Genomic DNA, 13,176 nt, shown 5'->3' with positions numbered 1-13,176 from the left:
AATGGATATAAACGGATTGAATAAGTTGCTATTCTGACATTGATTAAAGGAGTTAATGTATGGCGTTACAGCCTTGTCAAGTTTATAAATTCCTATTTTTATTTTTTCATTACATTTGCTCCCCATGAAACTGAAGCTATTTCTTTTAGGCTGTCTGTCGACAGCTTTTTGCTTTTCACAAAACCGGCAAGAAACCAAGCGATATACCTTGGATGTTAGCCAATTCTACGGATCTGTGTTATTGCACAATACGGATATTTCCCATTTAATCACCAATCATCCTGGCGGATTTATCTTGGGATATAATAGGAAGAACTATGGGGACGAGGAATGGCAACAATTATATAATTATCCTGACACCGGTTTTTCGTTCGTTTATCAGAATATGAACAGTAGTACTTTGGGGGAAAATTTTGGACTTTACGCCCATTACAATTTCTATTTTTTTAAAAGAAACATTCAATTTAGACTGGGACAGGGAGTGGCCTATAATACCAATCCCTTTGATAAGAACGAGAATTTCAGGAACAATGCCTATGGTTCACATTTCTTGAGTTCTACTTATTTAATGTTTAATTATCATAAGGAGAACATATTTAAAGGCTTGGGGCTAAAGGCCGGAATTTCTCTAATACATTATTCCAATGCCAATGTTACGGCACCCAATACCTCTACCAATACTATGGCCTTAAATGTGGGTGTCACCTACGATTTGGATGGCGGTTTGGAAAGGGAATATTTAAGAACCGAAAAATTAAAGGTTACTGAACCTATTCGGTTTAATTTAGCCTTTAGGTCAGGTATTAATGAAAGCGATGTAGTGGATTCCGGTCAATATGCTTTTTATATTTTTTCGGCATATGCAGACAAACGCCTAACAAGAAGAAGTGCCCTTCAGTTTGGTGCAGATGTTTATTTTTCTAACTTTTTAAAAGAACTTATACGTTACCAGTCTGTAGCATTCCCAGAATATGGGGTGCAGCCTGACGACGATTATAAACGTGTTGGACTGTTTTTGGGTCATGAACTTTTTATCAATAAAATGTCCGTTATTGCCCAGTTGGGGTATTACGTGTATTATCCTTTTGATTTTGAAGGCAAGGTGTACAATAGAATTGGATTAAAGCGATATTTTTCGGATAAGGTATATGGGGCGGTAACTTTAAAATCTCATGGAGCAAAAGCCGAAGCTGTGGAATTTGGGGTAGGGGTACGACTTTAGGAGCAAAATAAATTGGTTAAAGGCATACTAAAAATATTTAAATTGATATACTATTTTATTTTGATGATAAAATTAGGGTGGAGAAACAGTTTTCGAATTGTTTCCAAATGTTGCTTACTTATGTTTGCAGTGCTCTTGCTTTGGAATTGTAACAGTGAGAACGCTTCTGATTGCTTTCAAAATGCAGGCGACATTAGTAGGGAGACGGTAGTAGTGCCCGATTTTACGAAGATTACGGTATATGAAAATGTGCAACTGACCCTTAAACAAGGAAGTACTCAAAAGGTAGAAGTGGAAACAGGGGAATATTTGCGCAACGAAGTTATGGTGACAGTGGAGGATGGCCGATTGTTGTTACGCGATACCAATGATTGTAATTTTACACGAAAATACGGACTTACCAAAGTATATATTACCACGCCCAACATTACTGAGATCAGAAGCAGTACAGGCTTGGATGTCGTAAGTGATGGGGTATTGGCTTACCAAAGTTTAAGTCTTATTTCTGAAAGCTTTAATGATCCCGATGCAGGCTATACCAGTGGAGAGTTTAATTTGGAATTGGATACTCAAAGTTTGAGCATTGTTTCCAATGGTATTTCCTACTATAATTTACGGGGCAAAACACTTAATTTTAGTATTGTTTTTGCCTCTGGGGATTCGCGTTTGGAAGCAGAGGCTTTAATTGCCGAAAATATTAGTTTTAACCACAGGGGGTCCAACGATATGCGCATTAGCCCACAGCAATCGCTAAAGGGCACCTTGCGGGGTACCGGCGACGTGTTGAGTTTTAATAGACCGGCCCTAGTGGAAGTGGAGCAATTGTATAAGGGGGAACTTGTTTTTATTAATTAAGGTCCATAGCCTAGCCCATGCTACTTTGGATAGTGCCCATTGTCTAAGTTTGATCTTCCGAGTTGGCAAAAAAAAATGTATACCACGAACATAAAGAAAGCATAGTCTTTAACCGATGAATCCTATTTTAAAATGTTTAAAGAATTTATATGCTTCCCAACGGGTTATAGGTGGGGATAAGAAATTATCGGGCAAGATCCAAGCAGATTTAATATTGCAAAAACTCATTACTGATAATATAGTTCCAGGTCTGGCGATTACGGTTCGTAAAAACAACCAGGTATATTTTCAAAAAGGCTATGGCTATTCGGATTTGGATAAACAAACTCCCGTAGATCCCCAAAATTCAATATTTAGGGTAGCCAGTGTGTCCAAACCCATAGCTGCGGCCGCCTTGGCTACCATGGTTGAAAGCGGACAACTTGATCTAGATACTTCTATTTATAAATACCTTCCCTACCTTCTAAAAAAGGAATTCGACTTTACGCTGCGGCAGTTGGCAGGGCACACAGCGGGAATCAGAGGTTATAGAGGTGGTGAATATGGACTTAACAAGCCCTTGACCATTAAGGATGCCCTTGCCCTATTTCAGGATGATGACCTACTTTTTGAGCCTGGAAAAGGCTTTCAGTATACCAGTTATGATTGGGTACTGATTTCCTTGGCTATTGAGGAAGTTAGTGGTATTCCCTTTGCCGATTATGTCCAGAAAAAGATTTTAAAACCTTATGGTTTAAAAAATACATTCCCTGAAACTCCTGGGAAACTCCCCCCTAGTTGTGCCACTTTTTATTCGAAGGGCAGATTGGGTTTCAGAAAAGCCATTCCCGTAAATAATACGTACAAATTGGCCGGAGGTGGCTATTTGTCCACTTCTGCCGATATTGCACTTTTTGGACAGGTTTATTTGGATTCAAATATAAGGGAAGCTACAGTTCAATCCCAATTCTTCACTTCCGGGATTGTTAATGGTGCACCAACCTATTACGGCCTTGGATGGCAGGTTACTCAGGATAAGTTGGGTAGGACCTATTATGGTCATGTGGGTAATGGAGTAGGTGGCTATGCGGTGTTCTACTTTTTTCCGGATCATGATATGGTTTTTTCTATTCTAGTAAATTGTACAAATCCTGGGGTTTTGGATACTTTGGAAGAGGTGATAAGTCTTCTGCTAGGGGAGGTTGCTGTCTAGCGCTAATATTTTGAAACCTTTATAGATAACGCTATACATTAAGGTTGAGGTTGTATGGTTGGTACAGTGGAGATGTCGATATAAGGTGAAAACTGCCTATTTTCTATTTAATTGTGCCTAAAATAACGATATTTAAAAACTGGCAATGAGGGTAGAGGGTATATTTAGGTTTTCATTAAACCCGAACCTTAAAAATTAAGTTGAATAGAAAATTATCGATGAACAAAGATATAATACCATTATTGTTGGCCGTATTTTTAGTTCTTCTTTCCATAGGGATGAATTTATTTACAGATATTGAATTGGATGGTACGCTCTATATTGGCATTGGCTGGCTAACCTTTGCGGCCTGTTTTTTCTTTATCAATAAAAAGGTTTACCTATTAGTTTTTGGATTAACTCTTTTGGCCGGATTATTTAGTTTGATCGATTTTTTTTACGTTTCTATAAAATTCAGTGTTGGATTCCTTTTGATAAATCCAATTTTCATCATTTTGATTATTTGCTTTATTATTTTTAATAAGGAAGAACTGAGGATACTAATGACGAACAAGTCAAAATTGAACAGCGATTAATCTCCAACATTGAAACGATTGGTCCAGACACTTTTTCCATTGATTTAACCGCTCTTTTTGGTTTGTGTTGGAATAAATTATTTGGGAACTTCCAGTTAACAATAATAGCACTTAAGGACTTTATAGGAGCATTTGGGCATTATTCCAAGTTGATTTATGAATTTGGGAGACCTTGGTTGTTAAAAGGTTCTTGTAATTGGAAAAATGGGCTACGCAACCTATATAGAATATAAACATCTTTAGGATAATGAATTAGCCAACTGGGAATTATCTTTGGAAATTCATTTGGATACGGACGATTTTAATACACAAAACAAAGGATGAGAATAAATAAATATCTTTTTATAATGGTCGGTTTATTGATGGCCTGTGATAAAGATGACAATAATCCTACGGAATTGAAACAGCTGGGGTATGGGACTTCCTTTGGCATGTGTGTAGGTTATTGTTCAAATACCATTTTGCTTAAGTCGGGCTCGGTAATTTATTCCCGTTCAGGTTGGAACGATGATGTGAAACCTATTAAATGTACAGAAAAACTGACCCAGATTAATTGGGATTCTATTAAAAAAACGGTAGATTTAGATGTGTTTTTTTCATTGCCAGAAATCATTGGATGTCCAGACTGTGCCGATGGCGGAGCAGAATGGTTGGAAATTGAAAATTTTTCAGGTAAAAAACATAAAGTGACCTTTGAATACGGAAACGCGCCCGGGGAATTAAAAAAAGCCGTAGCTGCGTTAAGGCAACAATACGAAAAGGGGATTCACTGCGGGGAATTTTAAAGATGCTTACTCAAGTGGTGTCCATAAAAATAGAACACTAATTAAGTTGCTATAATTTAGGATACTAAACTAGATGTTTATTGTTGGACTGAGTTCTATAGTTTTTGGGATACCTTTAAGGGACAATTATATATAAACAGATGAAAAAAATTATCTTTTTTGGCCTCGTACTATTTCTAATTGGGACGGATTTAAATGCACAGCAATTTTCAAAACTGGCAAATTCCGAGGACAATAACGATCTTTTGGAAAAGGGTTGGAGCTTTCATGAGGACAATGTTCTTAAAAGGCGTAAAACTACCTTAGTAGACACTATTTTGTTTGACTTCAATTATAAAGATTATCTAAGTAATTTAATGGATAATCAACAATCAAGACCAAATTCGTCCAAGGTTAAGCCTGTGGAAATGCCCAATATTAAGCCTAGGGGAAATTATCCCATGTCCATTTATCCTATAGACTCTACTGCAACATACGCTGCAAGAATTTATAAGGACTAACGCAATATGTGATTCCTAAGAGATGTCTGCCAAGGCATTGGAATGAATATTTACATACGGCATAAAACTTTCCCTATATGGAAAACGAATATAAAATACCTTCCCAGACAAGAATAGGGCATGTGCATTTAAAAGTGGCCGATTTGGAGAGGTCGTTAAATTTCTATTGTAATCTTTTGGGTTTTGAAGTCACCACAATGTATGGGGACCAAGCAGCCTTTATTTCAGCGGGTGGTTACCACCATCATATTGGTTTAAACACATGGCAGTCCAAAGGGCAACCCCCAGCGCCTACCAGTAGTGTGGGCTTGTTTCATACGGCAATTTTATATCCAACCAGGAAAGATCTTGCCGAAATATATTCCCGTTTACGCATTGGGGAATACCCCTTAACTGGTGCCAGTGACCACGGAGTTTCCGAAGCACTTTATCTGAACGATCCAGATGGGAATGGAGTTGAATTATATTGGGACCGTCCAAAAAGCCTTTGGTCTTACGAAGCTGATGGATCGATTGTAATGTTCACAAAAGCTTTAAATATGGCAAGTTTGTTACAGGAATTGGATACAGCGTAAATTATGCTTTCATATCTTGAGTCTTTTGTGAAAAAAATTTTATCTTCCATTTTTTAAAATACTTCAAAAAAAATAAACAAATGAAACTCATAATTGCCTTTTTTTCTGTTGCATTAGTACTTACTTCTTGCAAAACAAATACCAAATCCGGTGTTGAAGTTAAACCTGAAACTATAGCTGAATCCGAAAATTGGATAAACTTGTTCGACGGTGTCTCTACCAACGGATGGCGAGCCTACAATGGTGATTCCTTGCCTCCTGGGTGGGTCGTAAGGGATAGTGTATTGACTTTTGATACCGAATTGGGGTTAGAGCAGGATTATACCGGAGGAAAGGATATAATTTATGGACTGGAGGAATTTGATAATTTTGAGTTCTATGTGGAATGGAAACTACCCAAAGGAGGTAATAGCGGAATTTTCTACCACTTAAAGGAAGGTATACCCAATGCGGGCCCACCAAATATTTCCCCGGAATACCAAATTATTGATGACGAAAACTATGATAAAATCCACGATCTTACTGCCTATAATATGAGTCTTGGGCATACTGAAAATCCCGCGGCACTTCAGCCTTTACAGCAAACTGCTTCTGATTATGCCATGCATGTTGTTGATCCAAAGCAAAAAGTATTACATCCGGTCGGTGAATGGAATTCTTCAAAAATTGTATTTACTCCTGAGCAAGTGGAGCACTGGCTCAATGGGAAAAAAGTACTATCTTTTGTGCCTTGGTCCAAAGATTGGTATGAAAAAAAGAATTCTGGAAAATGGAAGGATGAAGAAAATTATGGGAGGTTTAAAACCGGTTATATTGGATTTCAGGATCATTCAAGCCCCATTTGGTTTAGAAATATAAAAATCAGAAAATTATAATGCCCAATATGATTTTAATAATCCTTAACAAAGAAGGGTTTAATTATTTGAATCAGCAAGGGTCACTTAATTCCGTAGAAGAACAATAAAAATATAGATATGAAAAAAAGAGACTTTCTTAAAAGTACCGCTGCCTTGGGTTTAACGGCACTGTTGCCATCCTCTATTTGGGCTCTGTCCAAAAATGGTCGCTTGAGGACGGCCCATATAGGTGTCAGTAATATGGGAGGAAATGACCTTGCGTCCATATCATCACATGAATTGGTAGATGTGGTAGCCCTTTGTGATGTTGATTCCAATGCCTTGGCAGCAGCAAAAAAACTACATCCCAATGCTGTGGTATTTAAGGATTACAGAGTAATGCTTAAGGAAATGAAGAATGAGATAGATGCGGTAATAGTCTCTACTCCGGATCATACCCATGCTCCTGCTTCAATGATGGCCATGGAAATCGGGAAGCCGGTTTATTGTCAAAAACCCCTTACCCACCATGTAGTGGAAGCTAGGGCGATGCGGAAAATGGCCAAAGAAAAAAACTTGGTGACCCAAATGGGAATTCAGGTACATTCTTTCTATGATTATAAACTAGCCACCTTATTAATCCAATCTGGAATTATAGGAAAAGTAAGTAGCGTTAGGGCATGGAGTCCAAAGAATTGGGGGTTCGATGGACCTGAGCCAAAAGGAGCCGATCCAGTTCCCGATAATTTGGATTGGAATCTGTGGTTGGGAACTTCTGCAGAAAGACCGTATAAGGAAGGGTATTACCATCCAGCTAATTGGAGAAAGTTATTGGACTACGGTTGTGGTACCTTAGGTGATATGGGTGTGCATATCTTCGATACGCCTTACAACGCCCTTAAATTGGATGTACCCATGACCATAAAAAACAAGTGCAGAAAACCCACTGGATTTGGATTTCCTGAAAAAAATACCGTCACTTATACCTTTCCGGGAACCGAATATACCGCTGATACCTTGAAGTGGATTTGGTACGATGGGAAAGGGGCACCAGAGAAACATAAGGATTTGGTATTGCCAAACAAAGAGAAGCTACCAGGTCAAGGGGCCATGTTTATAGGAGAAAAGGGAAGACTTTTATTGCCGCATTTCATGGAATTGCCTAGGCTTATAGTAGATGGTAAGTATCAAGAACTAGATTTGTCCATAATCAAGGATCAAGCGGCCATTGGGGAGCCGGTTAGGGACTACGATTCCGAAGGGGACAAGCACTATCACCAGTTTGTAGATGCTTGCTTGGGCAAAACCGAATGTACCGCCCCATTTGAATATTCCGCTAGATTGACCGAAACCATATTGTTAGGTGTTATTGCCGGCCGTTTTCCGAATAAAACGTTGCATTGGGATAATACCACTGCTAGATTTTCCGAACCGGAGGCCAATAAGTTTTTGGACGCACCCTATAGGGATTTTTAAGAATTCACCTATTTAGACAACCACTATAGCCCATCGGTCATTTTTAATAAGAATGACCGATGGGTTTTTTTTGCATCCCTATAAATTTAGTTGGTAATTTTGAGGTAATTATTAACCTTATAATATAGATAAAAGGTTAAGATTATTATCTTTAGGATATGCAACACAAGCAATCTTCTTTCTCTATTAAAAATTGGTCCGATGATGACAAGCCACGGGAGAAATTAGTGCAAAAAGGTAAATCCCATCTCTCAGATGCTGAATTAATAGCCATACTTATTGGCTCGGGAAGTCGCAATGAAAGTGCTGTTGAACTGTCGAAACGTATTTTAGCATCTGTAAACAATAATCTGAACGAATTAGGGAAATTGTCTATAAAACAGCTCATGCAATTTAAAGGCATTGGGGAAGCTAAAGCTGTTTCTATCGCTGCTGCTCTGGAAATTGGGCGGAGACGCAGGGAAGAAGGAGCTCAGAAGATAACAAAAATTAGCAGCAGTAAAAATGTATTTCAACTTTTACAGCCTAAAATGGGCGAACTGCCACATGAAGAGTTTTGGATAGTTTTTCTGAATAATTCCAATGCCGTGCTGCATGCCGGACAATTGAGTAAAGGTGGCATTACAGGAACATTGGTAGACGTTCGTCTCGTATTAAAACAAGCGTTGGAACTTGGTGCTGTTGGATTGATCCTTGCGCATAACCATCCTTCGGGGACCTTAAAACCAAGTGAGGCCGATAAACAAATTACCAGAAAATTAAAAGTGGCCTCCGAAGCTTTGGATATAAAAGTTTTGGATCATATTATAATCACACAAAAAGAATACTTTAGTTTTGCAGACGAAAATATTCTTTAGACCGCGGTTTATAATTTAAGGTTTAACAGGACGAATTTTGAAATCGAAAACCGAAGGCCATACACTTTAAAAAAAGTTAAAAGTATATTTCTATGTTGCTCATCTACACCCATAAAATTACGCATCGTTTTAGTTATATCATGCGACATATGTTTACGACTATTTTGGGGGTAGATGTAACCTACACCACCAAAGTAGAGGATTTTATAAAGCATACTGGTCCAAAAATTACCTACACGAAACAACCTTTACAAAATGAGTTTTTTGTACGGAGCAATGATTTGTTGTTTGAGCAGGGTATAAATGATTTACAGATCCACATGTCGGATTGGGATGGAACACCGTGTTTTTTCTCTACTGGGGATAGGAGCAATTTGCCTTTCGACATCTTTTCGGCCAGTTTTTATCTATTGAGTAGGTACGAAGAGTACTTGCCCCATGTAAAGGACATTCATGGAAGGTTTTCGCCAAAAGATAGTTTGGCTTTTCAACACGATTTTTTGGAAAAGCCTTTGGTCGACATTTGGGCCCAAAAACTTTTATATGCGCTAAAGGATAAATTCAAAGATTTAAAACACAAGCCCAGGAACTATAAATATACTTCCGTAATAGATGTTTCCAGTTCCCATTGTTTTGCCTATAGAGGTTTTGTTAGAGGGATGTCCGGGTTTCTATTCGATTTGGCATCGCTTAAAATTAGACGGGTTTTTGACCGTATTTCGGTTTGGGCAAAGCTGAAAAAAGACCCTTATGATAATTTTTTTGAGCTTATAGAATTGCATAAAAACAATAAGGTAAAAGGAATGTTTTTTTTTCAATTCGCGGAGTACTCCACCTATGACAAAAATGTCTCCCCCAACAATAACAACTTTAAGCACCTAATTAAATCGGTAGCAGATTATGATAAGGTTTCCTTATCCTGTTCGTATAGTTCGTTTAACGATATCGACCTGCTAAAGGAGGAGAAAAAGAACCTTTCCAATGTGATCAATAGGCCGGTTACAAGTTCTAGAATGCGCTATAACAGGGTAGATATCCCTGAAACCTATAGAAATTTGATAGAAGCAGGTTTTACGGATGACTATACAATGGGATATACCCATGAAATAGGATTTAGAGCAGGGACCAGTTTGCCATTTTATTTTTATGATATCCCTTTGGAAGTGCAGCAACCTATTAAGATTCATCCGTTTGCCGTACACGATTATGGCTTATTGAAATATAGAAATAGGACCGAAGCTTTTACAGCAGTTAACAGGCTTTATCTGGCAACGAAAATGGTAAACGGAAATTTTATCACTGTTTTTTCAAATGAATTAATTGGGGCCGAAAGCAAATTGAATTGGAAGAAATTGTATAGTAGTATCCTAAAACAAGTTCATGTTTAAAACCCTTGTAACCGATATTTTTTTTGATTTGGACCATACCTTATGGGACTTTGAAAAAAATTCTGCACTTACGTTTCAAAAAATCCTTACAGAAAATTCAGTGGGTATTGAGCTAAAGGATTTTTTAAAAGCCTACATCCCCATAAATTTTGAATTTTGGAAGTATTATCGGGAGGGAAAAATATCCAAGGATGAACTTAGATTCGAAAGATTGAAAGTTACTTTTGATACGATCGGACTTTCCATATCCAATGAATTGATACATGTTTTGTCCGATCAGTATATAGAGAACTTATCCACCTTCAATCATCTTTTCCCTAATACAGTGGAAGTTCTGGACTATTTGAAGCCCAATTATAAATTACATATAATTACCAACGGGTTTCAGGAAATACAGGATAAAAAGTTGCAAAGTTCCAATATCCATAATTATTTTGATCATATAATTAATTCCGAAATGGCAGGTGTTAAAAAGCCCAACCCAAAAATCTTTGAACTGGCCCTTAGTAAAGCCAATACTTTGCCGAATAAATCCTTAATGATCGGGGATAATCTTGAGGCAGACATTCTGGGAGCAAGGGCTGTTGGACTTCATACGCTGCATTTTAACGCGAATAATGAACCGGAGCACGAATATTGCGACATGATTAGCGATTTAAGTGAAATAAAGTTTTATTTATAGAGTTATATTAAAGTAACGTTAGTGCAACAAAATAGCAAGTGTTGTTCTAGAAGGGTTTGGTATGAAAAATAAAATATTGCTTTTCTCCATTATTTTGCTTGCATTCTATTCTTGTATAGAAAAGCAAAACTTCGACCAATACGATGATTTAGAAATTATACCTACAGTAGAAGCAAGTATCTTGTATGTAGAATCGCCCGAAAGAATAATAAATGAGGCCGTTGGCCAATATTATTATTCCCAGGATTTTAATTTTGATGCCTTTACTTTTGATGCCTTTGCTGATCGGGTTTTGGATGGCTCTATATTTTTTGAAATAGATAATACTACCAGTAAGGAGTTTAGGCCTACTGTAGAATTTTTGGATGAAGACGGTAATACAATTGATACTATAGATTTTCCTGTACAGCCATCTGCCCCAACACCACTTTATAGAAGGCAAGTGCCTTATGGCCCAGGAAAGGAAAGAAGCATAGAAATTATAAAAAATACTTCAAGTATAAAAGTCAGTGTTCTTATAGAGGACAACAGCAGTGTTTCCAACCTCCCAGATCCGAAAATTATTTTTAGGTCCAGTGGTAAATTCAGGGTCCGTTTAAAATGAGGCAATTCAAAAAAGTCTTATTGACCTGGTTATTGGGCTGTGCTTTTGTTATGGCGCAGAACAAGCAAATACTGTACGATTTTACAGAAATCCCTCAGGCTTTAATGATCAACCCTGGAATGTCAACCGACTTTCAATGGTATGCCGGTATTCCGGGATTGTCCGGTATTTCCTTTCAGGCCGGCAGTAGTGGCCTTACAGTAAACGATTTGTTCGCGGATGACGGAGTGGATTTTAATGTAAAAGTTAGGGAACGTGCAATTTATGGTATGAACACCCGTGATGAGCTAAGTGGTACCTATCAAGTGGAATTGCTGAATGGAGGTTTTCGTGGACGTAATCCTGATAATTTCTATTCTTTTGGCATTTATAATGAAGGTGATGCCATTGGCTATTGGTTTAAGGATTATGCCATCCTGGCCTTTGAGGGCAATGCTGATCAATTGGGTAGAAAATTTGATCTTGGTCATTTAAAAACAAGGGGGGAGATGCTCAATGTATTTCATTTTGGGGTCAACAAGGTAGTTGACGGCGCCCTAACCATAGGGGCTCGTGCCAAAGTGTATTCCAGTGTGTTTAATTTTTCGTCGACCAAAAACAAGGGTTATTTTGTTACTAACCAAGGGCAAAACAATATCTTGTCCCATACTATTGATGCCGATCTGGAATTAAGGTCTTCTGGCCTTAATGAAATTGAGGATGCCCTGGACAATGATAGTTCTCTTTTGCCAGGAATTATAACAAGTAGAATGTTCTTTGGGGGTGATTTAGGATTTGGTATCGACCTGGGATTTACCTATAAGCTTAATAAGCAAACCGTGATTACTGGAAGTTTGTTAGATCTAGGCTTTGTTTATAGTTCTACAGACGTTAAGAATTATACCATAAAAGGAAATGCTACTGTAGAGGGAATAGAAGTAATCCTACCCGATGCATTTTCTAATTCCAATGACGATTTTTGGCAAGATTTAGTGGATGAGGTGGATGCTCTTGTCCCTCATGGTACTAATAATAACAGTTATATTTCCTTTAGGCCTACTAAATTATACGGTTCCATACGCCATAATTGGGGGAAACCCATGAAACAAAATATAGATTGCGACTGTAACTATATGGTCTCTAAAAGGAGGGATTACACTAAATATGCCAACGGTATTGGTGGTCAATTGTACGTGATTAATAGGCCCAGAGGGCCACAAGCAGCACTTACCGCCTTTTATTTAAGAAGATTTGGTAGGGCTTTGGCATTAAAAACAACCTACACTGTAGATAAGTTTTCTTGGAGCAATATTGGTTTGGGGCTCAATCTACAAGCCGGTCCCGTAAATATCTATGTCATGGCGGATAACTTATTGGCCTATAGGAACCTTGCGGATAGTAACTACTCCTCTTTTCAATTAGGATTAAATATCATATCTTGGGGGAAGAAATAATATATGATTTTTGAAAAGGTACATTATTGTATTTTGGATGTCCACTTATCTTAGAGGTATTTAAGATTATAAATGTGGGAATCCATGGATTCATAAGTTTTTTAGTGTCATATTTTATTCCTAATCAAATAATTATTTAGATGTAACCTTTAAATGAAGCTTGACTGGAAGTTAAGGACTTCTGGCATGTTTTATG

General features: G+C 37.7%; 14 protein-coding genes. All 14 read left to right on the top strand.

From position 1 onward, the window contains the following. The first annotated feature begins 124 nt into the window (after window positions 1-124). The 14 genes from CWD90_RS02950 (at window position 125) to CWD90_RS02885 (ending at window position 12,980) form a co-directional block, all read left to right on the top strand. Complete coding sequence (locus CWD90_RS02950; protein WP_103474432.1) at window positions 125-1,222, top strand: acyloxyacyl hydrolase; 1,098 nt, start codon at window positions 125-127, stop codon at window positions 1,220-1,222. Window positions 1,223-1,342: 120 nt separating this feature from the next. Further along, window positions 1,343-2,077, top strand: coding sequence for a head GIN domain-containing protein (locus CWD90_RS02945; RefSeq protein ID WP_103474431.1), 735 nt, complete (start codon window positions 1,343-1,345; stop codon window positions 2,075-2,077). 115 nt (window positions 2,078-2,192) lie between these two features. Then, window positions 2,193-3,269 carry a serine hydrolase domain-containing protein gene (locus CWD90_RS02940; RefSeq protein WP_103474430.1) on the top strand — a complete coding sequence of 359 codons (1,077 nt, stop codon included), beginning with the start codon at window positions 2,193-2,195 and terminating at the stop codon, window positions 3,267-3,269. Between the two features lie 218 nt (window positions 3,270-3,487). Then, window positions 3,488-3,844, top strand: coding sequence for a hypothetical protein (locus CWD90_RS02935; RefSeq protein WP_103474429.1), 357 nt, complete (start codon window positions 3,488-3,490; stop codon window positions 3,842-3,844). Window positions 3,845-4,164: 320 nt separating this feature from the next. Next, window positions 4,165-4,629: a hypothetical protein gene (locus tag CWD90_RS02930; RefSeq protein ID WP_103474428.1), complete on the top strand. Its 465-nt coding sequence runs from the start codon at window positions 4,165-4,167 to the stop codon at window positions 4,627-4,629. Between the two features lie 140 nt (window positions 4,630-4,769). Then, window positions 4,770-5,129, top strand: a complete 360-nt coding sequence (locus tag CWD90_RS02925) for a hypothetical protein (RefSeq protein ID WP_103474427.1) — start codon at window positions 4,770-4,772, stop codon at window positions 5,127-5,129. A 77-nt stretch (window positions 5,130-5,206) separates the two neighbouring features. After that, a complete protein-coding gene (locus CWD90_RS02920; protein ID WP_103474426.1) occupies window positions 5,207-5,704 on the top strand; it encodes a VOC family protein in 498 nt (165 codons plus the stop codon). A gap of 80 nt (window positions 5,705-5,784) precedes the next feature. Next, entirely contained in the window at window positions 5,785-6,579 is a 795-nt protein-coding gene (locus CWD90_RS02915; protein ID WP_103474425.1) for a 3-keto-disaccharide hydrolase, read from the top strand. A gap of 99 nt (window positions 6,580-6,678) precedes the next feature. Continuing rightward, window positions 6,679-8,016, top strand: coding sequence for a Gfo/Idh/MocA family protein (locus tag CWD90_RS02910; protein ID WP_103474424.1), 1,338 nt, complete (start codon window positions 6,679-6,681; stop codon window positions 8,014-8,016). Window positions 8,017-8,174: 158 nt separating this feature from the next. Continuing rightward, window positions 8,175-8,873: a RadC family protein gene (radC, locus tag CWD90_RS02905; protein ID WP_103474423.1), complete on the top strand. Its 699-nt coding sequence runs from the start codon at window positions 8,175-8,177 to the stop codon at window positions 8,871-8,873. A 92-nt stretch (window positions 8,874-8,965) separates the two neighbouring features. Then, the gene (locus CWD90_RS02900) at window positions 8,966-10,261 is read left to right on the top strand and encodes a polysaccharide deacetylase family protein (protein WP_103474422.1); all 1,296 of its coding nucleotides are present in this window, start codon (window positions 8,966-8,968) and stop codon (window positions 10,259-10,261) included. After that, entirely contained in the window at window positions 10,254-10,943 is a 690-nt protein-coding gene (locus tag CWD90_RS02895) for a YjjG family noncanonical pyrimidine nucleotidase (RefSeq protein ID WP_103474421.1), read from the top strand. The genes CWD90_RS02900 and CWD90_RS02895 overlap by 8 nt, the downstream gene beginning before the upstream one ends. Before the next feature lie 61 nt (window positions 10,944-11,004). Beyond that, window positions 11,005-11,547 carry a hypothetical protein gene (locus CWD90_RS02890; protein ID WP_103474420.1) on the top strand — a complete coding sequence of 181 codons (543 nt, stop codon included), beginning with the start codon at window positions 11,005-11,007 and terminating at the stop codon, window positions 11,545-11,547. Continuing rightward, on the top strand, window positions 11,544-12,980 hold the full coding sequence (locus CWD90_RS02885) for a DUF5723 family protein (protein WP_103474419.1): 1,437 nt from the start codon (window positions 11,544-11,546) through the stop codon (window positions 12,978-12,980). The genes CWD90_RS02890 and CWD90_RS02885 overlap by 4 nt, the downstream gene beginning before the upstream one ends. Window positions 12,981-13,176 lie beyond the last annotated feature (196 nt).

It is taken from the genome of Arenibacter catalasegens, assembly GCF_002909235.1.
Classification (GTDB): Bacteria; Bacteroidota; Bacteroidia; order Flavobacteriales; family Flavobacteriaceae; genus Arenibacter; species Arenibacter catalasegens.
This window is presented reverse-complemented; position numbering and strand designations above follow the sequence as displayed.

Excerpts from the sequence above, each read along its gene's own strand:
- CWD90_RS02925 (WP_103474427.1), top strand. The coding sequence starts at position 4,770 with ATGAAAAAAATTATCTTTTTTGGCCTCGTACTATTTCTAATTGGGACG.
- CWD90_RS02940 (WP_103474430.1), top strand. The coding sequence starts at position 2,193 with ATGAATCCTATTTTAAAATGTTTAAAGAATTTATATGCTTCCCAACGG.
- radC (WP_103474423.1), top strand. The coding sequence starts at position 8,175 with ATGCAACACAAGCAATCTTCTTTCTCTATTAAAAATTGGTCCGATGAT.
- CWD90_RS02920 (WP_103474426.1), top strand. The coding sequence starts at position 5,207 with ATGGAAAACGAATATAAAATACCTTCCCAGACAAGAATAGGGCATGTG.
- CWD90_RS02900 (WP_103474422.1), top strand. The coding sequence starts at position 8,966 with ATGTTGCTCATCTACACCCATAAAATTACGCATCGTTTTAGTTATATC.
- CWD90_RS02935 (WP_103474429.1), top strand. The coding sequence starts at position 3,488 with ATGAACAAAGATATAATACCATTATTGTTGGCCGTATTTTTAGTTCTT.
- CWD90_RS02890 (WP_103474420.1), top strand. The coding sequence starts at position 11,005 with ATGAAAAATAAAATATTGCTTTTCTCCATTATTTTGCTTGCATTCTAT.
- CWD90_RS02895 (WP_103474421.1), top strand. The coding sequence starts at position 10,254 with ATGTTTAAAACCCTTGTAACCGATATTTTTTTTGATTTGGACCATACC.
- CWD90_RS02910 (WP_103474424.1), top strand. The coding sequence starts at position 6,679 with ATGAAAAAAAGAGACTTTCTTAAAAGTACCGCTGCCTTGGGTTTAACG.
- CWD90_RS02885 (WP_103474419.1), top strand. The coding sequence starts at position 11,544 with ATGAGGCAATTCAAAAAAGTCTTATTGACCTGGTTATTGGGCTGTGCT.
- CWD90_RS02915 (WP_103474425.1), top strand. The coding sequence starts at position 5,785 with ATGAAACTCATAATTGCCTTTTTTTCTGTTGCATTAGTACTTACTTCT.
- CWD90_RS02950 (WP_103474432.1), top strand. The coding sequence starts at position 125 with ATGAAACTGAAGCTATTTCTTTTAGGCTGTCTGTCGACAGCTTTTTGC.
- CWD90_RS02930 (WP_103474428.1), top strand. The coding sequence starts at position 4,165 with ATGAGAATAAATAAATATCTTTTTATAATGGTCGGTTTATTGATGGCC.
- CWD90_RS02945 (WP_103474431.1), top strand. The coding sequence starts at position 1,343 with ATGTTTGCAGTGCTCTTGCTTTGGAATTGTAACAGTGAGAACGCTTCT.